General features: G+C 68.8%; 23 protein-coding genes. 5 read left to right on the forward strand and 18 right to left on the reverse strand.

The window, feature by feature from the left end; all coding sequences use genetic code 11:
* Positions 1-14: 14 nt before the first annotated feature.
* The 11 genes from panD to ftsH all read right to left on the reverse strand — a co-directional run bounded on the left by panD (position 15) and on the right by ftsH (position 10410).
* Positions 15-434 (reverse strand): aspartate 1-decarboxylase, encoded by a 420-nt coding sequence (gene panD / locus IG65_RS0124725; protein ID WP_030517343.1) that lies wholly within the window; start codon positions 432-434, stop codon positions 15-17.
* Positions 435-448: 14 nt separating this feature from the next.
* Entirely contained in the window at positions 449-1474 is a 1026-nt protein-coding gene (panC, locus tag IG65_RS0124730; protein ID WP_081879735.1) for a pantoate--beta-alanine ligase, read from the reverse strand.
* Positions 1474-2349, reverse strand: a complete 876-nt coding sequence (locus IG65_RS0124735; protein WP_051756823.1) for a Rossmann-like and DUF2520 domain-containing protein — start codon at positions 2347-2349, stop codon at positions 1474-1476. The genes panC and IG65_RS0124735 overlap by 1 nt, the downstream gene beginning before the upstream one ends.
* A gap of 296 nt (positions 2350-2645) precedes the next feature.
* A complete protein-coding gene (locus tag IG65_RS0124740) occupies positions 2646-3629 on the reverse strand; it encodes a diiron oxygenase (RefSeq protein WP_030517346.1) in 984 nt (327 codons plus the stop codon).
* A 90-nt stretch (positions 3630-3719) separates the two neighbouring features.
* Positions 3720-4787, reverse strand: coding sequence for a DUF6779 domain-containing protein (locus tag IG65_RS0124745; RefSeq protein ID WP_030517347.1), 1068 nt, complete (start codon positions 4785-4787; stop codon positions 3720-3722).
* Between the two features lie 70 nt (positions 4788-4857).
* On the reverse strand, positions 4858-5328 hold the full coding sequence (locus IG65_RS0124750; RefSeq protein WP_036525631.1) for a DUF3180 domain-containing protein: 471 nt from the start codon (positions 5326-5328) through the stop codon (positions 4858-4860).
* A gap of 22 nt (positions 5329-5350) precedes the next feature.
* A complete protein-coding gene (gene folK, locus IG65_RS0124755) occupies positions 5351-5887 on the reverse strand; it encodes a 2-amino-4-hydroxy-6-hydroxymethyldihydropteridine diphosphokinase (RefSeq protein WP_030517349.1) in 537 nt (178 codons plus the stop codon).
* On the reverse strand, positions 5884-6276 hold the full coding sequence (gene folB / locus IG65_RS0124760) for a dihydroneopterin aldolase (RefSeq protein WP_030517350.1): 393 nt from the start codon (positions 6274-6276) through the stop codon (positions 5884-5886). The genes folK and folB overlap by 4 nt, the downstream gene beginning before the upstream one ends.
* Positions 6273-7244: a dihydropteroate synthase gene (gene folP / locus IG65_RS0124765; protein WP_081879737.1), complete on the reverse strand. Its 972-nt coding sequence runs from the start codon at positions 7242-7244 to the stop codon at positions 6273-6275. Before folP ends, folB begins: the two co-directional genes overlap by 4 nt.
* 10 nt (positions 7245-7254) lie before the next feature.
* Positions 7255-7926, reverse strand: coding sequence for a GTP cyclohydrolase I FolE (gene folE / locus IG65_RS0124770; protein ID WP_036525602.1), 672 nt, complete (start codon positions 7924-7926; stop codon positions 7255-7257).
* 75 nt (positions 7927-8001) lie between these two features.
* Positions 8002-10410 (reverse strand): ATP-dependent zinc metalloprotease FtsH, encoded by a 2409-nt coding sequence (ftsH, locus tag IG65_RS0124775; protein ID WP_030517353.1) that lies wholly within the window; start codon positions 10408-10410, stop codon positions 8002-8004.
* Between the two features lie 311 nt (positions 10411-10721).
* Here ftsH and IG65_RS0124780 point away from each other — a divergent pair, with 311 nt between their 5' ends.
* Entirely contained in the window at positions 10722-11645 is a 924-nt protein-coding gene (locus IG65_RS0124780) for a hypothetical protein (RefSeq protein ID WP_030517354.1), read from the forward strand.
* 6 nt (positions 11646-11651) lie between these two features.
* Here IG65_RS0124780 and IG65_RS0124785 read toward each other — a convergent pair whose 3' ends face one another.
* Entirely contained in the window at positions 11652-12473 is an 822-nt protein-coding gene (locus tag IG65_RS0124785; RefSeq protein ID WP_030517355.1) for a DUF1266 domain-containing protein, read from the reverse strand.
* Positions 12474-12690: 217 nt separating this feature from the next.
* On the opposite strand from IG65_RS0124785, the gene IG65_RS0124790 reads away from it, so the two are divergent.
* The gene (locus IG65_RS0124790) at positions 12691-12939 is read left to right on the forward strand and encodes a DUF2277 domain-containing protein (protein WP_030517356.1); all 249 of its coding nucleotides are present in this window, start codon (positions 12691-12693) and stop codon (positions 12937-12939) included.
* Between the two features lie 4 nt (positions 12940-12943).
* Here IG65_RS0124790 and IG65_RS0124795 read toward each other — a convergent pair whose 3' ends face one another.
* Complete coding sequence (locus tag IG65_RS0124795) at positions 12944-14338, reverse strand: CdaR family transcriptional regulator (RefSeq protein ID WP_030517357.1); 1395 nt, start codon at positions 14336-14338, stop codon at positions 12944-12946.
* Between the two features lie 469 nt (positions 14339-14807).
* Between IG65_RS0124795 and IG65_RS0124800 the strand changes: the two genes are divergently transcribed.
* From IG65_RS0124800 to IG65_RS0124810, 3 genes are all read left to right on the forward strand, one after another.
* The gene (locus IG65_RS0124800) at positions 14808-16343 is read left to right on the forward strand and encodes an aldehyde dehydrogenase family protein (RefSeq protein WP_036525638.1); all 1536 of its coding nucleotides are present in this window, start codon (positions 14808-14810) and stop codon (positions 16341-16343) included.
* On the forward strand, positions 16340-17179 hold the full coding sequence (locus tag IG65_RS0124805; RefSeq protein WP_030517359.1) for an SDR family oxidoreductase: 840 nt from the start codon (positions 16340-16342) through the stop codon (positions 17177-17179). The genes IG65_RS0124800 and IG65_RS0124805 overlap by 4 nt, the downstream gene beginning before the upstream one ends.
* Before the next feature lie 554 nt (positions 17180-17733).
* The gene (locus IG65_RS0124810; RefSeq protein ID WP_369801585.1) at positions 17734-19110 is read left to right on the forward strand and encodes an amidase; all 1377 of its coding nucleotides are present in this window, start codon (positions 17734-17736) and stop codon (positions 19108-19110) included.
* Between the two features lie 22 nt (positions 19111-19132).
* Here the strand turns inward: IG65_RS0124810 and IG65_RS0124815 are convergent, their stop codons facing one another.
* The 5 genes from IG65_RS0124815 to IG65_RS0124835 all read right to left on the reverse strand — a co-directional run bounded on the left by IG65_RS0124815 (position 19133) and on the right by IG65_RS0124835 (position 24654).
* Positions 19133-20014 (reverse strand): LysR family transcriptional regulator, encoded by an 882-nt coding sequence (locus IG65_RS0124815; RefSeq protein ID WP_030517361.1) that lies wholly within the window; start codon positions 20012-20014, stop codon positions 19133-19135.
* Between the two features lie 376 nt (positions 20015-20390).
* Complete coding sequence (hpt, locus tag IG65_RS0124820) at positions 20391-20945, reverse strand: hypoxanthine phosphoribosyltransferase (RefSeq protein WP_030517362.1); 555 nt, start codon at positions 20943-20945, stop codon at positions 20391-20393.
* Between the two features lie 24 nt (positions 20946-20969).
* Complete coding sequence (tilS, locus tag IG65_RS0124825) at positions 20970-21902, reverse strand: tRNA lysidine(34) synthetase TilS (RefSeq protein ID WP_051756826.1); 933 nt, start codon at positions 21900-21902, stop codon at positions 20970-20972.
* A gap of 173 nt (positions 21903-22075) precedes the next feature.
* A complete protein-coding gene (locus IG65_RS0124830; protein ID WP_081879739.1) occupies positions 22076-23212 on the reverse strand; it encodes a zinc-dependent metalloprotease in 1137 nt (378 codons plus the stop codon).
* A gap of 14 nt (positions 23213-23226) precedes the next feature.
* Positions 23227-24654: a D-alanyl-D-alanine carboxypeptidase/D-alanyl-D-alanine-endopeptidase gene (locus IG65_RS0124835; protein ID WP_081879740.1), complete on the reverse strand. Its 1428-nt coding sequence runs from the start codon at positions 24652-24654 to the stop codon at positions 23227-23229.
* Positions 24655-24698 lie beyond the last annotated feature (44 nt).

A 24698-nucleotide genomic window follows, 5' to 3' on the forward strand; every position in this document is an offset into this window, starting at 1 on the left:
CCGCTGCCCGCGGCTCAGGCGAAGGTCAGCGAGCGCGGCGAGGTCAACCCCGAACCCTCCGGGGCATGCGCCGGGTCCGAACCCAGCTCCACCGGACGGTTGCGGTCGTCGACGAACACCACCCGCGGCTGGTACTCGCGCAGCTCGGCCTCGTCCATCATGCCGTAGGCGATCAGGATGACGAGATCACCCGGATTCACCAGATGCGCTGCGGCGCCGTTGATTCCGATCACGCCAGAACCGCGCTCACCGGCGATCACATAGGTTTCCAGCCGGGCGCCGTTGTCGATGTCGACGATGCAGACCTGCTCACCCTCGAGCAGATCGGCAGCGTCCATCAGATCCGGGTCCACGGTCACCGAACCCACATAGTGCAGATCGGCGTGAGTCACCGTGGCACGGTGGATCTTCGACTTCATCATGGTGCGCAACATCGTGGTCGCCTTTCCTATGCGTCGGCCTGGGCAGGCTGGAAATCGGGGACAGCGTTGTGGCCGTCGGCGGGAGCGACGGGTCCGGAGGCGGCAGCCTGCGTAACCACGGAGGGCCCCGCGGACGCCGCATCGGACACCGCGGGAGGGACGGAAACGGGCACGTTGTCGATCAGGCGGGTGGCGCCGATGCGGGCGGCCACCAGCAGGCGAGCGTTCCCGCTGCTCGGAATGGGGCCCAGATCCGAACCACGCAACTCCAGGTAGTCGACGTCGACACCGGTCGCACCGTCGAGCACCGAACGAGCCGCGGCCACCACCGCGTCGGGCCCGCGCCTCGCCGCATGCCGGCCCGCGGCCAGCGCGGCGGACAGTGTGATCGCCAACTCCCGCTGCTGTTCGTCCAGGTAGCGGTTGCGCGAGGACAGCGCCAGGCCGTCGGACTCGCGCACCGTGGGCACCGCGACGATATCGGCGTCGAAGTTCAGATCCCGGACCATCTGCCGGATCAACGTCAGCTGCTGATAGTCCTTCTCGCCGAAGAACGCCTCGTGCGGACGCACGATCTGCAGCAGTTTCGCCACCACCGTCAGCATCCCGGCGAAATGGGTCGGGCGGCTGGCGCCCTCCAATTCGGCGCCGAGCGGTCCCGGATGGACCGAGGTGCGCGGGCCGTCCGGATACATCTGGGCGACGCTCGGCGCGAACACCAGCGCCACGCCCTCCTCGCGCAGCAGCGCCACATCGCTGTCGAGCGTGCGCGGGTACTTGTCGAAGTCCTCGTTCTCACCGAATTGCAGCGGGTTGACGAAGATCGACACCACCACAACCTGATTCGTGCGCTTGGCGCGGCGCACCAACTCCAGATGGCCCTCGTGCAGAGCACCCATCGTCGGCACCAGCGCGACCGTGCGACCGACCGCGCGCAGTGCGGAGGTCACCGCCGAAACATCGGCCGGCTCGTGGACGACCGTGAGCTCGCCCGGGCGATACAGCTTGCGCAGCTGCTCCGGGGTCAGCTTCTTCGCTCCCGAATTCGACATCAGTGTCCCTCCAGCAGGCCGATCAGATCCGGATTCGTGCGGGCCAGCTGCGCCGTGCGCAGCGACATCGCGCGATAGCCGGCCGCCAGCTCCGGATCGGCCGCGGCCAGTGCCTCCAGGTGCGCCGAGACCGCGAGGGCGTCACCCCGCGCCACCGGGCCGGTCAGCGCAGGCAGGCCGCGCCGCAGCGCATTGTCCAGCGCCGCCGAGACCAGCGGCGCCAACATCCGCTCCGCCAATCCGTTGGGCTGGTCGTCGACCACCTGCTGTCCCAGCAGGCCCGGACCCTCCAGCGCCGCCCGCAACGCCGCGACCGCATCGACGATCAGGGTGACCAGATGATTACTGCCGTGCGCGAGAGCCGCGTGATACAACGCGCGATTCTCCTCCGGGACCCGCACCGGCTCGCCGCCCATCTCGATCACCAGCGACTGCGCGATGGCATAGCCGATCTCGTCGGCCGCGGTGATGCCGAAACAGGCATTCGCCAGGCGGGCGGTGTCCTCGTCGTGGCCGGTGAAGGTCATCGCCGGATGGATCGCCAGCGGGCGGACATCGGTCAGCGGGGACAGGACGGCCACGCCGTTGGCCCCCGAGGTATGCGCGACGATCGTTCCCGGACGGACCACCCGCGCCGCCGCCAAACCGGCCACCAGACCGGGCAGTTCACTGTCCGGTACGGCCAGGATCAACAGTTCGCTGCGCGCCGCGATCTCCTCGGCCGGCAAGATCTGCGACTCCGGCAACCGCGTGTGCGCCCGATGCCGCGACGCATCGGAAATCGCCGACACCCCGAACACCACGTGCCCGGCCCGCTCCAGCGCGACACCCAGCGCCGAACCCACCCGGCCCGCCGACACGATGCCGACCGTCAGCCGGGCCGGCGCCGGATCACTGCCGGGTACAGCGGACGAGCCCGAGACCGCAGGCGCGGCGGGGCGCGACGAATCGGCCTCGTCGGGCCGCGAAAAATCGGAGGTCACCGTTGTCCTCTCGGAAGGCGTTCCAGTCCCGCATGGCGGGTACCGGACGTTACGAATCGAGAATAGGTAGTGACCGGGGGCGCTGCCAGAGGACCCGCGCGTGATATTTCCCTCAGTACCTTCGGCCTGCGCTTCGCTTCGGACCTTTGGCCTCCGCTTCGCTTCGGCAGGCGTCTCGGCCGCCGCCCCTACGCGGCCTTGCGGGCGGGTTCGCTGCGGTAGCGGGAGGTGGGGCCGTGGATGCCCAGGAGGCGCCAGGCGACCTTGGCCACGGGGTTCATCAGGCCGCTGGTGGTGGCCAGTGCTCGGACGTCGCCGAAGATGTTGCGCATGGTGACCTGGGATTCGGTGCTGCCCCAATAGGCCTCGCGCATCACCTCCGCGGGGATGTCGAACTTCTCCACGAACTCCTTGGGCGGAGTCATGATCATGTCGAGCATGATCCGCATCGCGGTCGGGAAGAGCAGCGACAGCACGAACTTCGTGGCCGGATTCATGCCGGGCACGTTGCGGCGCAGATATTCGTGTGCGAACGAGATGTGGCGCGCCTCTTCCGCCACGTGGATCTGCATCACCCGCTGCACCATCGGATGCAGGTCGGTACCGGCGCGCAGCAGCGACTTCTGCAGGTGGTCGATGGGTTCCTCACCGCCGAGGATCATCGTGAAGAACAGTTCCGGGAAGTACTTCACGGCCGGCCAGATGATCATGGTCAGCTTGCGGTCGACGGTGCCCATGCCGACCACATCCTCGCCGATGCGGTTGATCATCTCCTGGAACATCATCGTGTGGTTGCACTCTTCGGCCGCCTCGTGCGTCACGTAGCGGAATTCCGGATCGCCGTTGGGCACCGACACCAGGTACTGCATCAGACCGCGGATCAGCAGCTGCTCGAAGTCCAGGCCGACCTTGGCGATACCGGCCTGCCGCCACATACCCATGGCGATTTTGCGTTCCACCGGCTGCGCCTTGTACCAGGGATGACGTCCCAGCGGATCCTCGTCCGGCATGATCCAGCGGGTATCGGTGGGATCCACCGCGAATTCCGGTGAATCCCAATCGATGTCGACGTATGGGTCGAAGTTCTTGTGCACCGACCCCTCGGAGAGACCGCGCAGGATCTCGTGATACTCGGGATCGGCCGACGTGTTCTTTACGGCAGTGGACAGCATCTTCGGTGTCTCCTTCGCAGTACTCCTCCTGCGAAAGTTACCGATACTGAGCGTCACATGCAACCTGTTTCACAGGCGTGATCGCGGGCATTACGAGCTGTTCTGCTCCGATCGCAGATTCGCCATGATCTCCGCGACGGTGAGCTTGCGCCCCGGCTGATCCTCGTCGGAATCGGCGTGGCGACGACGGCGGGAACCGGCGGTACCCATGGTCGTCGTGGGCTGGACGGGAGCCAGCCGCGGCACCGAGGAACTCGGGCGCGAGTCGCCGGACTCGGTGGCCGCCGGCTCGGAAGTGCCGTTCGCCGACGCGGTGGCGGATTGCGCCGAGCTCGCCGAGGGATCGTCACTCTGCCGGTCGCCGGACGGGGCCGATCCGGACTCCGGCGACAGGGACTCCGGCGGCTGAGACTCCGACGGTCCGGACTGCGCGTCCCCGCCCTGGCGACCGCCGTTTCCGTCGCCGTTCACCGACGGTCTGGACGAAACCCCCTCCTCATCCGGCGTCTCCGCCGACACCACGGCGGTCTCGGCCGTCACCGGATCGTCGTACGGACTGGCGAAGGCCGGGGGTTCGGGATGATCGGGATCGAAGACCGGCGAGACCACGTGCAGCGGCACGGCAGGTGCGCTCCACGCGTCCCAGGTGTCGGTTTCCTGCGAGCTACCGTTCGCCACGGTCGCGTGGGTGAGCTCCTGCACCCGCACGGCCTCGGCGCGCAGCGCCGGTCGGTCGACCAGTAGGTCGCCGTCGAACAGCCGCTGCAGGCTTTCGCGCAACACGGTCAGTTCACTGCGCAGCGCGGCCAGTTCGGCGGCGTCCGCGCCGACCTCCCGGCGCACCCGCGACTCGACACCGAGTTCGTATTCGCGGCGGGCGGTGATCTCGCGTTCGAGCTGCAACTCGTAGACCTTCTGCAGGTCACGAGCCTTGGCCTGATCGATCGCCGCATCCCGGCGATAGCGGGTCGCCGCCAGCGCGGCCACCGCGGCGGCCCACAGAGCCGCGACCAAACCAACCCGGACCAACTGCACATTGTTGCTGAAAATCAGAAACACACTGGCAATCAGACCGAGCAGAATTAATACACCGACGACGATTTTTCCCGCGTTGTCCCGCTGTCGCGGGGAAGCACTGCTACGGGAGGGTGAAACCATGTCCGCAAGGGTAGCTCGAATAGCGGATTCCGGCGCGCAGCCGGTCCGGAACTCCACTAGATTGCGTTAGCTATGAGGTAGCCGGTTCGTCTGGTGGCTCATGTGGCGCGCGGCAGCAATACTCCAGCCACAGCGCGGCAGCGACCAACACGACACCGGCGATCAAACCCACGATGGCGCCGGGGGTGTCCGAGGCGGCCGCGCGGATATCCGACCGCTGCGGCAGCACCCAGATCAGGAAGCCCAGCCACACGCCGGCCGCCAGAGACCCCACCTGCGCCGAAGCCTTCGCCAGCGCCACCGCGCGGGCCGCGGTGATCGGATGCAGCTGTCTCGGCCCGTCACCGATGCGGTGATCGCCGACGCGGGCGCGAATCACGAACGCCAGCACCGCTTCCACGGCGGCCACCGGATACAGCGAGGCGGCTGCGATCACCGTGATCGGCGGAAAGCTCGAATAGGCCCACCGAGTCGCCACCCACGCCACCGCGGCGGCGATCACGACATTGGCGAGCAGATCCAGAATCTTGGTCGGCCTCATGACGTTCATGACCAGCCGCCGTTCATCGTTGCGCCGCGGACAGCGTCAGGTCGGTGAGCCGGACGCCGTCGATCTCGTCCGGATCGAGCTCGGCGAGCAGTTCCCGGATCGGCCGGGTCCGGCCGAGCACCTCCAGCGTCGCCTCGGGTTCGACTTCGGCCCACGGCACCAGGACGAACGCGCGATTGTGCGCCTGCGGATGCGGCAGTGTCAGTTCCGGGTCCGCACTGGTCACCGGATGCAGCCCCGCGGGGCCGCGCTCGGCGCACCAGATCACGTCGACATCCAGAGTCCGTGCGCCCCAGCGGATCTCGCGGACACGCCCGGACCGCTGTTCCAACCCCTGTCCGCGTTCGAGCCAATCGCGCGGGCCCAGCTCCGAATCCTCGACCACCACAACGGCATTGAGGTAGTCCTCCTGCGGCACTCCACCCCACGGAGCGGTCGAGTACACCGACGAGACGGCGACCAGCTGCGGCGTCAGCGCCTCCACCACACTGCGGAGATGGGCGAGCCGATCCCCCAGATTCGACCCGATCGACAGCACCGCACGGCTCATCCGGCCACCTCCGGGGTCGGCGGTAATCCTCGCCGCCTGGTGGCCACCACGCGGACATCGGCGAAGGTGTGCGGAATCGGCGCCGAGGGCTTGTGCACGACCACCTCCGCCGCGGTGACGCGCTCGTCGCGCATCACATCGTCGGCGATCTCGGCGGCGACGGTCTCGATGAGATTGCGCGGCGGGCCGGAGACGATCGCGACCGCGCGTTGCGCCAGCTCGCCGTAGTCGACGGTCGCCGACAGCTCATCGGTCGCGGCCGCCTTCGCGAAATCCAGCCACAGGGTGATGTCGACCAGGAATTCCTGGCCGTCGCGGCGCTCGAAGTCGAAGCAGCCGTGGTGACCGTAGGCGCGCAGACCGCGCAGCTCGATGCGATCGGTACTCACTCGCTCCCCTGATTGTGTGAACCGGCTTCGGCGGCTCGCCGCTGTACCGACTCGGCGGCCCGCCGCCCCGCAGATTCGGCGGCCCGCCGCCCCGCAGATTCGGCGGCCCGCCGCCCCGCAGATTCGGCGGCTCGCCGCCAGGCATCCGCGACGGCGATGGCGTCGAGCGACGACCGCACATCGTGCACTCGCACGCCCCATGCGCCGTGCTGAGCGGCCAGGGCGGAGATGGTGGCGGTGGCGACCTCACGCCCGTCGGGCGGGCGCGGTCCGGACTCGTCGGCCAGCAGCGAACCCAGGAAACGCTTGCGGGAGGCGCCGACCAGAATCGGCAACCCCTGGGCCGTCAGTTCCGGCAGTGCGCCCAGCAGGGCCCAGTTGTGCTCGGCGTTCTTGGCGAAGCCGAGGCCGGGGTCCAGTACCAGCCGGCTCGGATGCACGCCGGCCGCCATGGCCAGATCCACCTGGGACGAGAGTTCGGCCAGCACCTCGCGCACGACGTCGTCGTAGTGATCGGCGGGGCCGATGTGGCGATGGTCGGCATTCGCCCGCCAGTGCATCAAAATCCACGGGATCTCGGCGGCGGCAACGACTTTCACCATCTCGGCATCCGCGCGACCACCGGATACATCGTTGACCACACTCACTCCGGCGTCGATCGCGGCGGCCGCGACACTCGCCCGCATGGTGTCCACACTGGTCGGCACGCCGGCTTCCACCAGACCGCGAATCACCGGGACCACCCGCTGGGCCTCGGTCTCCGGATCGATGCGAACGGCGCCCGGGCGGGTGGACTCACCGCCCACGTCGATGATGTCGGCGCCCGCCTCGTACAGCCGCACCCCGTGGGCGACCGCGACAGCCGGATCGAGGTAGCGGCCACCGTCGGAGAAGGAGTCGCTGGTGACGTTCACCACGCCCATCACCACGCACGAGCGCCCGTCCCGGGGAGTCATCAATGCGCTCATGGGCGATCGCTCATTTGCGCAGGATCAGGTCGAGGGCCTCGGCGCGCGAGGACGCGTTGGTCTGCAGCAGGCCGCGGACCGCGGACGTGGTGGTGCTCGCACCCGGCTTGCGGATGCCGCGCATCGCCATGCACAGATGCTCGGCCTCCACCACGACGATGGCGCCCCGCGGATCCAGCTTCCGCATGACCGCATCGGCGATCTGGCTGGTCAGCCGCTCCTGGACCTGCGGCCGCTTGGCGTACAGGTCGACCAGGCGGGCCAGTTTGGACAGACCGGTGACCCGGCCCTGCGGGCCCGGGATATATCCGACGTGGGCGACCCCGTGGAAGGACACCAGGTGATGTTCGCAGGTCGAGTACATCGGGATGTCGCGCACCAGCACCAATTCCTGATGCCCTTCGTCGAAGGTGGTGTTCAGCACCGAATCGGGTTCCACGTACAGGCCCGCGAACATCTCGCGATAGGCGCGCGCGACCCGGGCGGGGGTATCGATCAGCCCGGGGCGGTCGGGATCCTCCCCGACCGCGACCAGTAGTTCACGTACCGCGGCCTCGGCCCGCTTCTGATCGAAGGGCCGACCGGTACCCAGCGCGATCAGGGCCGGTTCCTCCGCAACCACGGCGGCACCCGCGCCCGACGCCGAATCGGACCCGGCGGGAGCGCTGTTGTTGGCCGACATACGAGGACACCTCCACAATCACGTAAATCAACGCGCCGACAGCGCGGTTCGACCGTCGAGCCTAATCGCAGCCGGTCAGCGGTGGCTGTTCGGTCCGTCCCAATCGCCGTGATCCTGAGTGCCGTTCTGCGTCGATCCGTCCTGATCCCCGGGCCACTCGGGCCGGCGGTGACCGCCGCCGTAACGCTGGGGCTCGCCATAGCGCTGGGGCTCGCCGTATCCCTGGGAGCCGCCGCCCTGAGGGGCGCCGCCGTACTCCGGCTGCTGCGGCGATCCGCCCGCGGACGGATCCTCCTGCGGCGGCCAGCCCGGAGCCGACCAGCCGGCGGGAGCGCCGTAGTCCGGCCGGGAGCCGTGCGTACTCTGCCGCGGATATCCCGGGCCACCCGCGGGCCGCGGGTAGTTCCCGGGCTGCGGGGCCGGATAGCTGTAGCCGGTCGGAGCCGGGGCCGGGTTGCGATGGCCCTCCTGCGGATAACCGTTGGCCGGCACCGGCTGCGGCGCGGGCTGCTGGTTCGGCTTGCGGGTTTCGGCTTCCTCCGGCCACGACTCACCGCGTTCGGCGGCGAGCTCGCGCGGGGTCTTCACCGGCGGCCGATCCGAGGGCACGCGTTCACCGAAATCGTTGAAGGCGGTGATGCGCGGACGCTTGTCGACGGTGGCGAGCACCTGCTCGAGGTCCTTGCGGTGCAGGGTCTCGCGCTCCAGCAGCGCGGTGGCCAGCGCGTCGAGTTCGTCGCGATATTCGTTGAGGATCGCCCAGGCCTCGGTGTGCGCGGCCTCGATGAGGTTGCGCACCTCCTCGTCGATCTCGCGGGCGACCTCGTGCGAATAGTCCGAGCCGGTGCCCATCGTGCGGCCCAGGAACGGGTCGCCCTGTTCCTGCCCGTAGCGCACCGCGCCCAGCCGGGCACTCATGCCGTATTCGGTGACCATCGCACGCGCGATCTTGGTCGCCTGGTCGATATCGGACGAGGCGCCGGTGGTCGGCTCGTGGAAGACCAACTCCTCGGCGGCACGGCCACCCATCGCCATCACCAGGCGGGCGATCATCTCCGAACGGGTCATCAGGCCCTTGTCGTCCTCGGGCACGGTCATGGCGTGGCCGCCGGTGCGACCGCGGGCCAGGATGGTGACCTTGTAGACGGGCTCGATATCCGGCATCGCCCACGCGGCCAGGGTGTGACCACCCTCGTGGTAGGCGGTGATCTTCTTCTCGTGCTCGCTGATGATCCGGCTCTTGCGCCGCGGGCCGCCGATCACGCGGTCGACCGATTCCTCCAGCGCCGGTCCGGTGATGACGTTGCCGTGCTCACGCGCCGTGAGCAGCGCCGCCTCGTTGATCACGTTGGCCAGATCCGCACCCGACATGCCGACGGTGCGCTTGGCGAGGCCGTCCAGATCGGCATCGGGGGCGATCGGCTTGCCCTGCGAATGCACCCGCAGGATCGCGCGCCGACCGGCGAGGTCCGGATTGCCGACCGGGATCTGGCGGTCGAAGCGGCCCGGGCGCAGCAGCGCCGGGTCCAGGATGTCCGGGCGGTTGGTGGCCGCGATGATGATCACACCGGTGCGGTCGCCGAAACCGTCCATCTCGACCAGCAACTGGTTCAGCGTCTGCTCGCGCTCGTCGTGCCCACCGCCGAGGCCGGCGCCGCGCTGGCGGCCGACCGCGTCGATCTCATCGACGAAGATGATGCAGGGGCTGTTCTGCTTGGCCTGGTCGAACAGGTCACGCACGCGGGAGGCGCCGACACCGACGAACATCTCGACGAAGTCGGAACCGGAGATGGTGAAGAACGGCACCCCGGCCTCACCCGCGACCGCGCGGGCCAGCAGCGTCTTACCGGTTCCGGGCGGCCCGTAGAGCAGCACGCCCTTGGGGATCTTGGCGCCCAGCGCCTGGTAGCGAGCCGGGTTCTGCAGGAAGTCCTTGATCTCGTACAGCTCTTCGACGGCCTCGTCGGCACCGGCCACATCGGCGAATGTGGTCTTGGGCATATCCTTCGACAGCTGTTTGGCCTTGGATTTACCGAAGCCCATCATGCCGCCGCGACCACCGCCCTGCATCCGGGCCATCACGAAGACGAACAGGCCCAGCAGAATCACCATCGGCAGCACGAACAGCAGCACCTGGGTGAACCAGCTGTCCTGTTTGACCGCGGTGTTGAACGGCGCTCCGGACTGCTGCACGTCGCGCAGGATCTGCGCGGAGACCTCGCTGCCGCCGGGGTACTTGGCCATGATCTGGGTCTGGCCGCCGGTGGCGTCGTTGCCCTGTTTCAGGGTGATGCGCAGCTGCTGTTCTTTGTCATCGATCTGGACCTGCTTGACGTTCTGCTTGTCGGCAAGCTGGGTGAGCGCCACCGAGGTATCGACGTTCTTCCAGCCGCGCGTGTCGTTGCTGAAGTAGCTGACCAGATAGATCACGAGCAGGATGCCCGCGACTATGGCCAGGTTGCGAAACACTGTCTTGCGGTTCATAGAGCGTCGGCCGGCGGGCCAGTCCTTTCCGGTGTTTCCGGTGTATGCCTACTATGCGTCGGGCGGGGCCGTATCCATACCGGCACCGACCGGGTCGGGCAGAACGGATGCGGACAAGCCACGTTACCGCGTACGGTCTACTCGATACATCGCGCAGTTCGGCAGCTGATGCAGTTCAACAGGTAAACGGTCGGAGAACGCTGGTGGTTCCCGGCCTATCGGGCGATCACCTCACGGTGTCCGTCCAAGTGGTCCCAATCATGGCATGCACGACCTATTGTGAGCGACAACACAGGACGAACGCAGGGGGTATGGACATAGTCGAGCTAAGGACACCCACAGCGATACTGCGCCACGGCGGCGGGCGACTCCAGGTTCTGCGGCCGGGCACCGATGGCGAGCGGGTGCTCGACGTACCGGTGTCGGACCTGCTCAAGGTCCGGCTGAACCGGCGCGCCGACGACGCCGTCGTGATCGAGATCTATCTGCGTTATCCGAGTCCGGTCCTCACCGGCGTCCCGGCCGACCGCACCCCGCTCCCGGTGCTGATCGCCGAACACGACGTACCGGCCGCGACCGTGATCGTGGAGCGGATCAACTCCCAGATCCTGTCCACCCAGCGCATCGATATGTCGGCACCCGATCTGGTGCCTCCCGCGCCGGTCTGGGGCAAAACCGGACCGACCCGGGCCGACGTGGACCGCGCGGTCCGGCGGATGGCGCCGCGGCGCGAGACCCGCGCGGCCGCCGGAGCGCTGCACACGATGGTCACACCCGAGGAATTCATGTTGGAGACGGCGATGGTCACCGCGGTCCCGCCGGCCGGACGGGGGCGCGGGCTCATGGCCGTCACCACCGAGCGGGTGCTGCTGCTCTCGATCGGATCCACTCCCCGCTACGCGCACGAGATGCCGGTTTCCGCGCTGATCTCGGCCGAGGTCGGCAAGGGTTCGGGCGACGAGCCGGGTGGTGATTACGGCATCGACCTCACCGACGGCAACCGGACGCTGAGTTTTCTGGGGACCGACCGGGCCGATACCGATCGGATCGTCGGCGCGGTGAATTTCGCGATTCAGCGCGAGTCCGCCGACGGCGCCGTAGCGCCGCCGGACCCCGGTGTGTCACAGCTGTATTCGGAGTGGGAACTGCTGGTCGAGCGTCATTCACTGGCGATGGTCGACGATGCGCAGTTCCAGCGCTACGGCCGCGGGATCCTGCGCTCGCTCCCCGACTGAGACGCGCTACTCCCCCTGGAGTGCGATGCGCCGCCACGGACTGGTCGGCCGCATCCATAGTCGGACCAGTTCGAGCCGCCGATCGGTGCCGCCGGACTTGAGTTCGGCCAGATCCTCACAGGCCTGCCAGTAGGTCCAGCCGGTGAGATAGGCGTCGCCGAACTGCCGCCAATTGCGGTAGCGCTTCTGCGCCGGCGGCAGCGCGCGCATCACATAATCCCAGGCGGTATCGGTCTCGAGGTAGCCGGCGGTGAAGGCCATCCGTGCCACCGCCACCACCCGGGCGAGGTCCCAGGCCTGGATATCGGCCGGCAGCGGTTGCACCAGATGGCCGGTCAGATCGAGTTTGATCGCCTGGGACCAGATGTCGTAGTCGCGAACCAGCGCCTCCGGATTGTCCATTCCCCGGAACGCCCCGACCTGCCGAAGGAACGCGCGATGCCGATCGGCGCGTTCACCGAAGCGGTCGCGTTCGGGCGAGTTGAGGGCCGCGTTGACCAGCGGATGGACCAATGCGTACAGCGGCGCGTGCATCCCTTCGAGCAGCTGTTCCATCGACGCCATCGCCTCGGTCCCGTCGGTGATTCCCCAGGCTCCGGTCAGGGTGTCGATGGCCAGTTCGCGGCGGTCGCCGAGCGGATGTTCCCGCTCGGGCCCGAGCAAGAGCGCGTCGTGGAACGCGTCCCAGCGGGCGGAATAGAACGCCCCCAGGGACAGCGCGCGCAATTCGTCGTCGGAAACCTGAGCGCCGGACCAGTGATCGTCCTCGCGCTCGTCCAGTTCCGGGTAGGGGAATGTGGTCAGGGTCGGCATGTCGCGGGCAGCCATAGTTCCGATTGTGTCGTATCGGCGATGCGGGAGTTCGATTATCTCCCGATGCCGTGTCGACTGTGACCCGCACGATTCGCCGCGTTCACCGATCCGGGCGCGCGAGACGCGGATTTCGAGGCTTCTGGACGCTTCGCCGCAGTCCGATACACACATTTTTCACATTTGCCGTTTCATCGGGCGCCGCAAGCCCCTACCTAGGGCTACTCTCGGCGCCATGAGCAACATCACCGTGCTGCGCGGGCTCGAACCCCGTGCCACCGAGCAGGAAATCTTTGCTGCCGCACAGGAATACGTGCGGAAGGTGGGTGGCCTGACCGGTCTGTCGTATGTCACGAAACCGGCCTTCGACAAGGCGGTGGCCGCGGTGGCGGCGGCAACGACGACGTTGCTGGCGGAACTGCCCGACCATCCGGTGACCGCGGCGGCGGAACCGCCGCTGCGCGCGACCGGGGATCGGGTCTGAGCGCTCACACCCCGTAGACCGCGACGCATTCCAGCGCGAGCTCTAGTCGCAGCCCGCATTCCTCGATGCGGCGCCCGAGCGTTTCCTCGATGCGCTGAACGCGGTAGCGGACCGTGTTCTTGTGCACGCCCAGGCGCGCCGCCGCGCCCTCCGGGCTGCGGTGGCAGCGCAGATAGGCGAGCAGCGTCTCGCGCAGCCGCGCCGAACTCGCATCCGGCGCGGCCAGCGGTCCGAGCTCCCGCCGGATCAGCGCACGCATCGCCGCGACGTCCGCACCGGCCAGATATGCCGGTTCGACCTGCGCGTACGGCAGCACCCGGCCGAGTTCGACGGCCGCGCGCTCGGCCACCTGCCGAGCCGCGATCGCCTCGCGGTGGCTCTGCCGGAACCCCGCTACGCCCGTCCCGGACGAACCCAGTGTGAGGCGCATCGGGGCGGCGACGATATCCGCCGCGACTGCCGCGACCGCCTCGGCATCGGCCGCGATCCATGCCCACAGCGCCGCCGATCCGGCCGGGACGGTGAGGACTCCGACCCCGCCGAGCGCGTTGGCCAGGCGCGTGGCCGTACGTTCCAGCCGCCCGAGTTCGTCGCTGCCGCCTGCCAGCCGGTCGTCACCCGGCGCACGCTCCCCCGCGCGGCCATCGTTTCCTGCGACTGCATTCCCGGGCAGCCCGGTCGGGGCATCCTCGCCGTCGCCCGCGCCGGGGGTGTCGATCCAGCCGGCGAACCCGTCCGCCGCGGCGGACAGCAACGCAGCGGCCCCGCGCGCGGCGGGATCGGTCCACAGCACGATTGCGACCTGGCGTTGCGCGAGGCGGAAACCCAGCCGCGCCGAGGCGTAGTCGGCGTCGACATCCTCGCCCGACAACAAGGTGCGCACGATTTCGGTGCGCTGGTTGAGCGCCGCGCGCAGACCGCGCTCCCGCTCCTGCATATAGGTGTCGGTCAGCGCCTCGACGGAGGTGTTGACCCAGCGGGTGGAGCGCTCGAACAGCCGGATCAACGCCGAGCGTTCGAACTGCTCGGGCAGCCGGCGCTCGTCGATCACCTCGGTCATGTAATCGTTCGCGGCCTCCTGGCCGGCGTGGTAGACCCGCAGCAGCAACCGCAGGTCGTAGCCACGGCGGGCCAGGGTGCGCGCGAACGCGTGTGCCTGCTCGGGAACCGCGTAGTCCATCGCGTCCTGGGTGAGACCGCTGAGCACCGCCAGGGCGTGCGCCCGGGTGCTGGATTCCAGGTCGCGGCGCAGATCACGATCGGTCAGCTCCGGCACGCGGCCGATGATCTGCGCGTCGAGCCGGGCCACCATCTGTTCGAGGGTCTCCCCGCGCAGTGTCTCGGCGACGAAATCGGCCATCCACTGCCGCACCGCCACATCGGACGCAGCTGTCGCCATCACCGATCCCCCTCCGTCACACGATCTCGTTCCGCGGCCGCCGACCACCTGTCACCGGCGGCGAAAAGTTGTGCTTTGATGCCAAATTCCGGGCGAGTCCTTGACCGCAAAGACCAAGCAGCGCGCGATTCATTGTGACACGATCATAGATCAGTGAAGTGATTCACAATGTCAACCGTTCGCAGCGCAGCGCACGTGGGGAGAAGACAGCATCGTGCCGAATACCGAACCGTCACCCGGCGAATCCACGGCCGGGAAGCCGACCGGCGCCGACAAGCCGGCCGCCCGCAAGACCGCAGGCCGCACCGCGGCCAAGAAGACGCCCGCGAAGTCGGCGGCCAAGTCCGCCCCGGCCGCGAAGTCGACCACCCCTGCGAAGTCGCGCGCCGCGGCCGCCGAGAAATCGGCACCGGCCGCCGCCGAGCAGGCCCCCTCGTCCGGGCAGCAGGCGACGGCGGTCGCGACCGCGGTGGCCACCGAGATCGAGGTACGCAACCCCGCGACCGGCGAACTGGTGGGCACCGTCCCCGCCGAATCGGCCGACGCGGTGGCCGCCAAGGTGCGCGAATTGCGGCTCTACCAGCCCGAATGGGAGGCCATCGGGCCGGAGGGCCGCAAGGAATGGCTGCTGAAGCTGCAGGACTGGATCATCGATCACACCGATCATCTCGCCGATGTGCTGCAGCCGGAAACCGGCAAGGCCCGCGTCGACGCGCTGATCGATCCGAGCTTCTCGGTCGACCTCACCGGCTATTACGCCCGGCGCGCAGGCAAATTCCTCTCCGATGAACATCCCTCCCCGCACAGCCCGCTGGCCCGGGTCAAGAAGCTGACCACCGCCTACCGGCCCTATCCCGTGGTCGGCGTGATCACGCCGTGGAACTTCCCGCTGGCGATGCCGGTGATCGACGTGATTCCGGCGCTGGCCGCGGGTGCGGCGGTCGTCCTCAAGCCTTCCGAGGTGACTCCGCTGTCCGCATTGGAACTGGCGCGCGGCTGGTCCGAAATCGGTGCGCCGCCGGTGCTGGCCGTGGTGACCGGCGCCGGCGAGACGGGTGCGGCGGTCGTCGACAACGTCGACTACGTGCAGTTCACGGGGTCGACGAAGACGGGTAAGCGGATCGCCGCCGCCTGCGTGGAGCGGCTCATCCCCTACAGCCTGGAACTCGGCGGCAAGGATCCGGCGATCGTGCTGGCCGATGCCGATATCGACCGCGCCGCCTACGGCGTCGCGTTCGGCGGCCTGTTCAACGCCGGGCAGGTGTGCATCTCGGTCGAGCGGGTCTACGTCGAGGCGCCGATCTACGACACCTTCGTCGAGAAACTGGCCGCGCACGTGCGCGAACTGCGGCAGGGCGCCGACGGCCGGGAGCCGAAATACGACGTCGGCGCGCTGGCCAACGACGCGCAGAAATCCATCGTCACCGACCACGTCGAGGATGCGATCGCCAAGGGTGCGCGGGCCGTGACCGGCGGCAAGGCCACCGGTGTGGGCACCTTCTACCAGCCGACCGTGCTGGCCGACGTCGACCACTCGATGAGCTGTATGACCGAGGAGACCTTCGGCCCGACCATCCCGGTGATGAAGGTCGCCGACGAGGCCGAAGCCGTTCGGCTGGCCAACGATTCGATCTACGGCCTGTCCGCGTCGGTGTGGACCGGCGACAAGGCGCGCGGGGAACGCATTGCGCGTCAACTGAATGCGGGCGCGGTGAATATCAACGACGTCTTCGCCAACATGTTCAGCTTCGCGCTGCCCATGGGCGGCTGGCAGCAGTCCGGTGTGGGCGCGCGCTGGGGCGGCGCCGACGGCGTGCGCAAATACTGCCGCAAACAGGCCATCACCGTGCCGATCCTGCCCACGCAGGAAAAAGAACTCATGTGGTTCCCGTACAACACCACCAAACTCGGATTCGCGCTGGCCGCGATGCGCGCCGCGGGTGCGCGTGGCATGCGCCGGCTGGGTATCAAGGACATGCTCGACACGGTCGGAGGGAAGAAGTGACCGACTTCGGCAAGATCAACGGCAAGGTCGTCGTCATCACGGGCGGTGCCCGCGGTATCGGCCTGGCGACCGCGACGCGGCTGCAGCAACTCGGCGCGAAGATCGCCATCGGCGACGTGGACGAGACGGCCGTCAAACAGTCCGGCACCGACCACGATTTCGACCACTACGGCCGAGTGGACGTGACCGACCAGCAGTCGTTCGGCAGTTTCCTCGACGAGGTGGAACGGGCGCTCGGCCCGATCGATGTGCTGATCAACAATGCCGGCATCATGCCCACCGGCAAGGTGGTCGACGAACCGGATGCGCTGACCCGCCGCATCATCGACATCAATGTCTACGGCGTCATCCTCGGCTCGAAGCTGGCGCTGGCCCGGATGCTGCCGCGGCGCAGCGGCCACATCATCAACATCGCCTCCCTCGCCGGAGAGACCCACATCCCCGGCCTGGCGACCTACAACGCCACCAAACACGCGGTCCTGGGCTTCACCGACACGCTGCGGGAGGAGTACCGCGATACCGGCGTGTCGTTCTCCTCGGTGCTGCCGACGCTGACGAACACCGAACTGGGATCGGGTGTTTCGGCGCCGAAGCTGATGCGCCCGGCCGAGCCGGAGGAGATCGCCGAGGCCATCGCGAAACTCCTGGTGGCGCCGAAGTCGAAGGTGCGCGTGACCAGGGTGGCCGGCGCCATCTCGCAGGTGGTCGGGTTGCTGCCGGAATCGGTGGGCGATGCGATCGGGCGTGCCCTGGGCGCGCAGCAGACCTTCCTCGGCGACGTCGATTCGGCGGCCCGCAAGGCGTACGAGGAACGGGTCCGCAGCGGAACCGAATAGCGCGGAGCGAAACGAGCTGTCCGGCCGCGGTGTCCAGTGGGCGCCGCGGCCACCGTGCATTCGACGTCGACGCGGTCGTGGTTTCGCGGCACCATCCGCCACGCCCTGTGATCATCGACGGTGTGCATCGCCGAAAGTGATAACTTGCGCGACAACATCGAAACAGCCCATATCGACCACAAACGCGACGGGGGCTTTGACATATGCACAACGAGGGCACCGCACTAGCCGACGCGATATCGAACGCCGTCTCGCGCGCCACCCGGGAGGTAGCAGTGGACGCAGACGAAACCACCGGTACGGAACCAGCGGATCCGGCCTCCGGTTCCGAATCCGAAACAGTTGAGCTCCAGCAGGATTCCCCTGCCGACGCCGAGGCGACCGCCCCGGCCGACCCGTCGCGATCGCCCACCGCCGCAGTTCCGGCGGAGGACGCGGCCACCGTGAAGGCACAGGCCACACCCCATGAGCACCCCGGCGACACAGGGCAGTCGGCGGACCCGGCCCAGCGCCCCGACGCGCCCCCGCGGCTGGCTGACGATGAGCCGCTCCTCGTGGGCGGTGCCGCGGACACCGCCGAGACCGCCCCGAACCCGGCAGCATTGACGACCGCCACCGCGATCGCCGCCGCGGTGCGCGACGGTCTGGTCACCGCCGGGCAGGTCGTCGACGCCGCGCTGGATCGCATCGCCGGGGGCGATACGCGAGTCGGCGCCTTCCACACCGTCCGCGCGGAGCGGGCACGGGCCGAGAGCCGGGCCCTGGCCGACCGCGCGGATCTCGACATCCTCCCGCTGGCCGGCGTTCCCGTCGCGGTGAAGAACAACATCGATGTGGCCGGTGAGATCACCGCCGCGGGTTCGCGCGCCGGGTCGGGCGTCCCCGCCGGCTCGGATCATCCGGTGGTGCGACGGTTGCGCGCTGCGGGCGCGGTCGTGGTCGGCCTGACCGAGATGCCGGAGGGCGGGCTCTGGGGCACCTCCGACACGCCCGAGCGAATTGTGCGTTCTCCGTGGAATATTCGCTACAGCGCCGGCGGCTCCTCGGGTGGGTCGGGCGCCGCGGTCGGCGCCGGACTCGTGCCGGTGGCCCACGGTAACGACGGACTCGGGTCGGTGCGCATACCCGCCGCGTGCTGCGGCGTATTCGGCATCAAGCCGGGGCGCGGCGTGGTCCCGGCCCAGGTCGGTGTCGACTCTTGGAGCGGCATGACCGAGAACGGAGTGCTCGCGACCACGGTGGCCGATGCGGCACTCATGCTTTCGGTGCTGGCCGACCGGCCCGCCCTGGCCGATCTGGAACCGCCGACGCCGCTGCGCATCGCGATCGCGGCGGGATCGCCGTCCCCACTGGTACGGGTGGACAAGCATTGGGCGGCGGCCGTGCAGACCGCCGCCCGGCTCGCCGGGGAGGCCGGTCACGGCGTTGCTCCCGCCGCACTGCCCTACCAGGGCGCCACCACCGCGCTGGCGTGGCGCTGGCTGGCCAATGCGGCGCGCGAGGCGGGTGCGGTGGCGAATCCGGAACTGCTGCAACGCCGTAGCCGCGTGCATATCGCGCTGGGCCGGGCGGTGCTGAAGGCCGGTCTGGTCCGGCCGAATCAGGTCGATCGGCTCGAGGCGCGGCTGCTCGACTTCTTCGAGCAGCACGATGTGGTGATCACCCCGACCCTGGCCGCCCCCGCTCCGGCGGCACGCAACTGGCACGCCCGCGGCTGGCTGGCCAATGTCGTTGCCAACGTTCGCTTCTCGCCGTTCACGCCGCTGTGGAATCTGGTCGGCTGGCCCGCGGCGAGCGTCCCGATGGGACTGCATCCGCGCACCGGGACGCCGGTGGCGGCGCAGCTGGCCGGGCCACCCGGCAGTGAATCGACGCTGCTCCGGCTGGCCGCCCAGTTGGAGGCGGCCCAGCCCTGGCAACGCACCGCCTGACCGCGCCTATCGTTCGGTCGCGTTATCGGTCGTCTTCGACGACGGAGAAGCCCCCGGCGACAACGCGATTGGCGAAATCGAGAATGGTCGGCCGGTCGTCGTCCGCGCGCCACACCATCGCGAGTTCACACGGCGCGAGGCCGGCGACCGGGCGGGCGGTGAGCCCGGGCCATCGATACATCGGCACGTTGTTCTCGGCCAGCAGGCAGACCCCGAGTCCGAGGCTGACAGCCTCGAGCCGCTCCTCGGCCGTGGCGGCCTCGCCGCCGATCTTGGCCTGACGGCCGCCGCGGGCGTCGCCGCCGAGCCAGAAGTCGCGTGCCGCACCGGCTTCAGCGGGCATCGCGATGAACGGTTCGTCGATCAGATCGGCGAATTCGATCGTCTCCTGATCGGCCAGCCGGTGATTCTCCGGGAGGAGCACCCACCTCGCCTCGGTGCGCAGCACCTGCCAGCGGTAGCGCCCGGAATCGGGCACCGGCAGCCACATCAACGCCAGATCGGCCTGCCGGCCCGCGAGGCCGCTGGAGGGATCGGTCCACGACGCCGAATGCAGCGCCAGCCGATGTCCGCTGGCGCTTTCCAGTTCGGCGATCAGACCGCGTCCGATCGAACTCTGGATACCGACCCGCAACACCTCGCCGGCTTCCTGGAGAGCCACGTTGGTGACCTCCCAGAGCTCCAGGATGCGGCGGGCGCCCTCGAGCAGCTCTTTACCGGCGACGGTCAGCGCCACGCTGCGCTGATTGCGATCGAACAGGACCACGTCGAGCTGACGCTCGAGCTGGCGGATCTGCCGCGACAGGGTGGGTTGAGCGATGTGCAGCCGCTGGGCGGCATTGGTGAAATGCAGTTCCTCAGCGACGGCGACGAAGTACCGCAGGTCGCGCAAATGCGGGTCCATAGCACCTTGCTATCAGAATCGGTCTTGGAAATCCAGCCGCTTTAGACCTTCGAGTCCGAATAGAGGGTCAGAAACAGCCAAACGGTTTGTTACCGACAGCATAGGGCTACGCCATAACTCCAGCACAATCGCCTCGGAAAATTTCCAGCGAACGCGACTGTCGTCGCCGAGAGCCGATGAAACGGCTTCACCGCGTGCGACGACCAGCGGTGATGTCACTTTCGGCGCAGCGCGTAGATCTCCGCCGCCGAGACGGCCCACTATCCGGGCCGACCAGCAACTTCCATCGATAGCGATTGCGCAGGGAACATCTTCAAACGGTGATTTTCGCCACAGCCCGGCGGAATTCGGTCACCAATTCGGTCATGTGCCCAGTTCAGGCGCTGTAGACCCGCGGGTTCAAGGTGCCGATGTAGGGCAGATCGCGGTAACGCTCGGCGTAGTCGAGTCCGTACCCGACGACGAATTCGTTCGGGATGTCGAAGCCGACGTGCGCGACCTCGATGTGGGTGCGCAGGGCATCGGGCTTGCGCAGCAACGTCACCACCTCCAGCGAGGCGGGGTTGCGGCTGGAGAGGTTTCGCATGAGCCACGACAGCGTGAGACCGGAGTCGATGATGTCCTCGACGATCAGCACGTTGCGCCCGGCGATGTCCTTGTCCAGATCCTTCAGAATCCGGACCACACCCGAGGACGAGGTGGACGACCCGTACGACGAGACGGCCATGAACTCCATCTGCGTCGGGATCGGCAGCGCCTGCGCCAGCTCGGTCATGAAGAAGATCGCACCCTTGAGCACGCCGACCAGCAGCAGATCACCCTCGGGCGCGTCGGGGGGATATCGCTTCGCGATCAGTTCGGCCAGCTCGTCGACCTTGGCTCGGATCTGCTCCTCGGTGATCAGCACCGACGCTATGTCGTCCCCGTACACGTGTGCTGGCTTCCCTTCGGGTCGTTATCGTGCGAACGCCAACGTCAGCCTGCCACGTTCGCGCCTGGCAACCAACCTGATCCCCGGCATTCCTCCGCCGACCGCGACGCCGCCCTGGCCGTGCCACTCGGTAATCAAGGACTCGACCGCGCGTAAATGCCTGTCCGTCAAGGCTTTTGCACCGCCGTCGAGCAACCAGGCCCGGATGACACGCCGACGAATCGCGGACGGCACCGTGGCGAGTGTCTCGACCGACAGTGACGAACCATCACGCGCGTCGATCAGCAATCGATCGGCAATCGCATCGAGCGCCTCGCCGTCCTCGCGCAGGTGCGCGGCCGTGCGAGCCAGCGCCGGCGCCACACCCCCACCCAGGACCTCTTCCAGCAGCGGGAGCACCTCGGTCCGCAGCCGGACACGAGTGAATTCGGGGGCGGCGTTGTGCGGATCCTCGTGCGGCACCAGGCCCAGATCCCGGCACATCTCCCGAGTGACCGCGCGCCGCACCCCCAGCAGCGGCCGGCCCCAGGGCTCGTCGAATTCCGTCATCCCCCGAATCGAACGCGGACCCGATCCGCGCGCCAATCCGAGCAGCACGGTTTCCGCCTGGTCGTCGAGGGTGTGCCCGAACAACACCGGGAGCCCGTCGCGCGCCGCGTCCAGTGCCCGGTAGCGCGCCTCCCGGGCGGCGGCTTCCGGGCCACCCGCACCGCTCACCCGTACCCGGCACACCCGCGCGGATCGGCATCCCAGTCGCCGGGCGACGGCGGCCGCCTCGGCGGCGACCTCCGCGGACCCGTCCTGCAGCCCGTGATCCACGATGAGCGCGTCGACCGCCGCGGCCTCGGCCACCACCGCAGCCGTCAGTGCGAGCGAATCCGCCCCGCCGGAGAGCGCGACGGCAACCACGCCCTCCGGCGCGTGCCGCACAAGCCAATCCCGCACCGCGTGCCGCATGACCAAGACGGCTCGGGTCTCGGGCAACCGCGCCGGGTCCACTGCCCGCGCCTCCTGTGCGCCCAGTCGGACCGGCTCGGACGCCGACGGCGATTGCGCATCGTCGGGCGATCGGATCTGCGCCGCCGACACCGGATCCGTTCCCGGCGCCTCTGCGGGCAGATCCGCCGGGTTCATCCCAGGACTCGGTCGATCCATCGTTGCGGGGTGCTGATCTCGTCGGGGCGGGGCAGGGTGTCGGCGTCGGTCCAGACGGTGTTGAACCGCTGCATGCCGACCTTGCCGACGACCTCGTCGACGAACGCCTTGCCACGCACGTACTGCGCGACCTTCGCGTCGACGCCGAGCAGGGCACGTAACAGACGCTGGACCGGATTGGCCGGGCGCCGCCGGCGCTGATCGAAGGCCTCGCGGATCTGCGCGACGGTGGGAATCACGGCCGGGCCGACGGCATCCATCACGTGGTCGGCATGGCCCTCCAGCAGCGTGCCGAGCATCAGCAGCCGGTCCAGCGCCTCGCGCTGCGGCGGCGGCTGGGTGGCGCGCAGCAGGCCGAGGATCCCGCGATCGGCCGGATCGTCGCTGACACCGTTGTCGCGCCGGCGGCGTAACTCCTCCATCAGCCGGGTCAGCACCTCGTTCACCGATTCGTCGCCGACGGCGCCGAGAGTGTCGACGTTGCGCTTCATGTAGTCGCCCAGCCAGGGCGCCGAGGAGAACTGCACCCGATGCGTCACTTCGTGCAGGCACACCCACAGCCGGAAGTCGCTGGGCGAGACGCCGAGTGCGCGTTCCACGGCCATGATGTTCGGGGCGACCAGCAACAGGGTGCCGTCCGGCCCGCTGAACGGGTCGTATTGGCCGAGGATCGCGGTGGACAGGAAGGCCAGCATCGCCCCGGCCTGGACACCGGCCGGTTTCCCGGCGAAACGGCCGCGCTCGTCGTCGGCGGACCCGGTGAGTTCGGACATGGATTCGGCGGCCGCGCGGATCCAGCCGCGGCGATCGACGATCGTGGCCTGCGGAACGGGCTGGTCGTCGAGCAGCAGACTCACCTCGCGCACCGGGCCCTCGGCCCGCACGGACGCCTCGGACAGTTCCTGGACGACCTGTTCGGCCGAATACCGCGTGGTGCGGGGACCGGACGGCACGACGGCGCTACCGGCGCGTGCGGCCAGCTGCCAATCGACCGAGCCGGCCAGCACCGAGCGCTTCGCGGCCGAGTTCGTCGCCACCTCCACGGGTTCGCGACCGGCGACCGCGGCATCGTCGGCGGTACGGCCATCGGCGGGGTCACCGGATCCGGTCATCGCATTTCCACCCGTCAGGAGCATCCACAGTTGCGAAGCGTGGTGGCGACGGCGTCCAATGCCGGGCGGCTGGCCTCGGGGGGCCGATCGTTCGACATCAGCGCGAAGGTCATGACCCGGCCGTCGCGATCCAACACATACCCAGCCAACGCGCTCGACACGGACAGAGTTCCGGTCTTGGCGCGCACCCAGCCCGCTCCGGTGCGTTCGGGACCGCCGTCGACGAACCGCACGGCCAGCGATCCGGTACCACCGGCGACCGGCAGATAGTCCAGCAGTGGCGCCAGCGGAGAGGCGACCGCGGCGCTGTCACCGGTGTCGACGACCGAGGGCGCGGCGGTCCCGCCCGGATCCGCACCGCCCGGCCGCGCGGACGCGGCCGACTCGGCGATGATCCGGTCGAGCAATCGCGCCGGAACCCGGTCGTCGGTGGACAGTCCGCTGTTGTCGATCTGGGTGACGCCCGCGGTGTCGAAACCCGCCGCCTTCAACGCCGTCAAGGTGGCGGAGGCGGCACCGGCGAACGACTGCTCACCACCGGTCGCCGCGGCGATCTCCCGGCCGATCGTCTCGGCGAGCACATCGTCGGAGTGAATCATCATGTCCCGCAACCGGTCTCGCAGCTGCGCGGATTCCACGTGGGCCAGTTCGGCGGCGCCGGGCGCGGCCTTGCCCAGCCGTACCTTCGCGGGATCGGCGCCCAACTCCAGCGCCAGCCGGCGACCCGCGTCCAAGGCGGGAGTGGCCGAACGCGGCGAATATTCGACGAGCGGGTCGAGGCGACCGCCATCGATCATCACCGGTTCGATCGGCGCCCATGAACCGCCCGCGATATCGGCCGGATCCCAGCCGGCCGGTGAGGTCGGGCCCGAATACAGCGAGGTGTCGACGACGACCGTGTCGACCGAATGGCCGGCGGCACGAATCTGGGCCACCAGATCCGACAACTTCGGCCCGTCCGGGTAGTACCCCTTGCCGTCGGCCTGCGCGGTCAGGGTGGGATCGCCGGCGCCGACCAGCACCACCTCACCGGGCGCCGCACCGGCCACCACCCGGGTGGTGAGCCGATGGTCCGGCGGCAGGACCAGCAGGGCCGCCGCCGTGGTCATGACCTTGAGGGTGGACGCCGGGATCATCGGCTTGTCCGGATCGGCGCTCCACAGCGTGGCGCGGGTGTCGGGGTCGGAGATCGATCCGGCGAAATTGCCCAGGTCCGGACTGGTCGCCACATGCGACAGGGCATCGGCCAGGCCCTGGCGGCTGGGTTCGGGCGCACTCGCCGAGGCGGGATTCAGCTGCGGAAAAGGCTTCACGGGGGCCGGGGGTGCGGCTATCGTCAAACCCCCGTGCCGGAATTCCTCGGTCCACGGGCGCACCGTCACCAGGGCGACCGTGGCCACGACGACGGCGACAACGGTTGCGACCAGCACCGCGACCCACATATTGCGGCGTCGGCGAGCGGCCAGCCCACCGATGTTCTTCCTAC

Source organism: Nocardia sp. NRRL WC-3656 (genome assembly GCF_000720265.1).
Lineage (GTDB): Bacteria > Actinomycetota > Actinomycetes > Mycobacteriales > Mycobacteriaceae > Nocardia > Nocardia nova.

Excerpts from the sequence above, each read along its gene's own strand:
- panD (WP_030517343.1), bottom strand. The coding sequence starts at position 434 with ATGTTGCGCACCATGATGAAGTCGAAGATCCACCGTGCCACGGTGACT.
- panC (WP_081879735.1), bottom strand. The coding sequence starts at position 1,474 with ATGTCGAATTCGGGAGCGAAGAAGCTGACCCCGGAGCAGCTGCGCAAG.
- IG65_RS0124740 (WP_030517346.1), bottom strand. The coding sequence starts at position 3,629 with ATGCTGTCCACTGCCGTAAAGAACACGTCGGCCGATCCCGAGTATCAC.
- IG65_RS0124745 (WP_030517347.1), bottom strand. The coding sequence starts at position 4,787 with ATGGTTTCACCCTCCCGTAGCAGTGCTTCCCCGCGACAGCGGGACAAC.
- IG65_RS0124750 (WP_036525631.1), bottom strand. The coding sequence starts at position 5,328 with ATGAGGCCGACCAAGATTCTGGATCTGCTCGCCAATGTCGTGATCGCC.
- folK (WP_030517349.1), bottom strand. The coding sequence starts at position 5,887 with ATGAGCCGTGCGGTGCTGTCGATCGGGTCGAATCTGGGGGATCGGCTC.
- folP (WP_081879737.1), bottom strand. The coding sequence starts at position 7,244 with ATGAGCGCATTGATGACTCCCCGGGACGGGCGCTCGTGCGTGGTGATG.
- folE (WP_036525602.1), bottom strand. The coding sequence starts at position 7,926 with ATGTCGGCCAACAACAGCGCTCCCGCCGGGTCCGATTCGGCGTCGGGC.
- ftsH (WP_030517353.1), bottom strand. The coding sequence starts at position 10,410 with ATGAACCGCAAGACAGTGTTTCGCAACCTGGCCATAGTCGCGGGCATC.
- IG65_RS0124780 (WP_030517354.1), top strand. The coding sequence starts at position 10,722 with ATGGACATAGTCGAGCTAAGGACACCCACAGCGATACTGCGCCACGGC.
- IG65_RS0124785 (WP_030517355.1), bottom strand. The coding sequence starts at position 12,473 with ATGGCTGCCCGCGACATGCCGACCCTGACCACATTCCCCTACCCGGAA.
- IG65_RS0124790 (WP_030517356.1), top strand. The coding sequence starts at position 12,691 with ATGAGCAACATCACCGTGCTGCGCGGGCTCGAACCCCGTGCCACCGAG.
- IG65_RS0124795 (WP_030517357.1), bottom strand. The coding sequence starts at position 14,338 with ATGGCGACAGCTGCGTCCGATGTGGCGGTGCGGCAGTGGATGGCCGAT.
- IG65_RS0124815 (WP_030517361.1), bottom strand. The coding sequence starts at position 20,014 with ATGGACCCGCATTTGCGCGACCTGCGGTACTTCGTCGCCGTCGCTGAG.
- tilS (WP_051756826.1), bottom strand. The coding sequence starts at position 21,902 with ATGCGGCACGCGGTGCGGGATTGGCTTGTGCGGCACGCGCCGGAGGGC.
- IG65_RS0124830 (WP_081879739.1), bottom strand. The coding sequence starts at position 23,212 with ATGACCGGATCCGGTGACCCCGCCGATGGCCGTACCGCCGACGATGCC.
- IG65_RS0124835 (WP_081879740.1), bottom strand. The coding sequence starts at position 24,654 with ATGTGGGTCGCGGTGCTGGTCGCAACCGTTGTCGCCGTCGTCGTGGCC.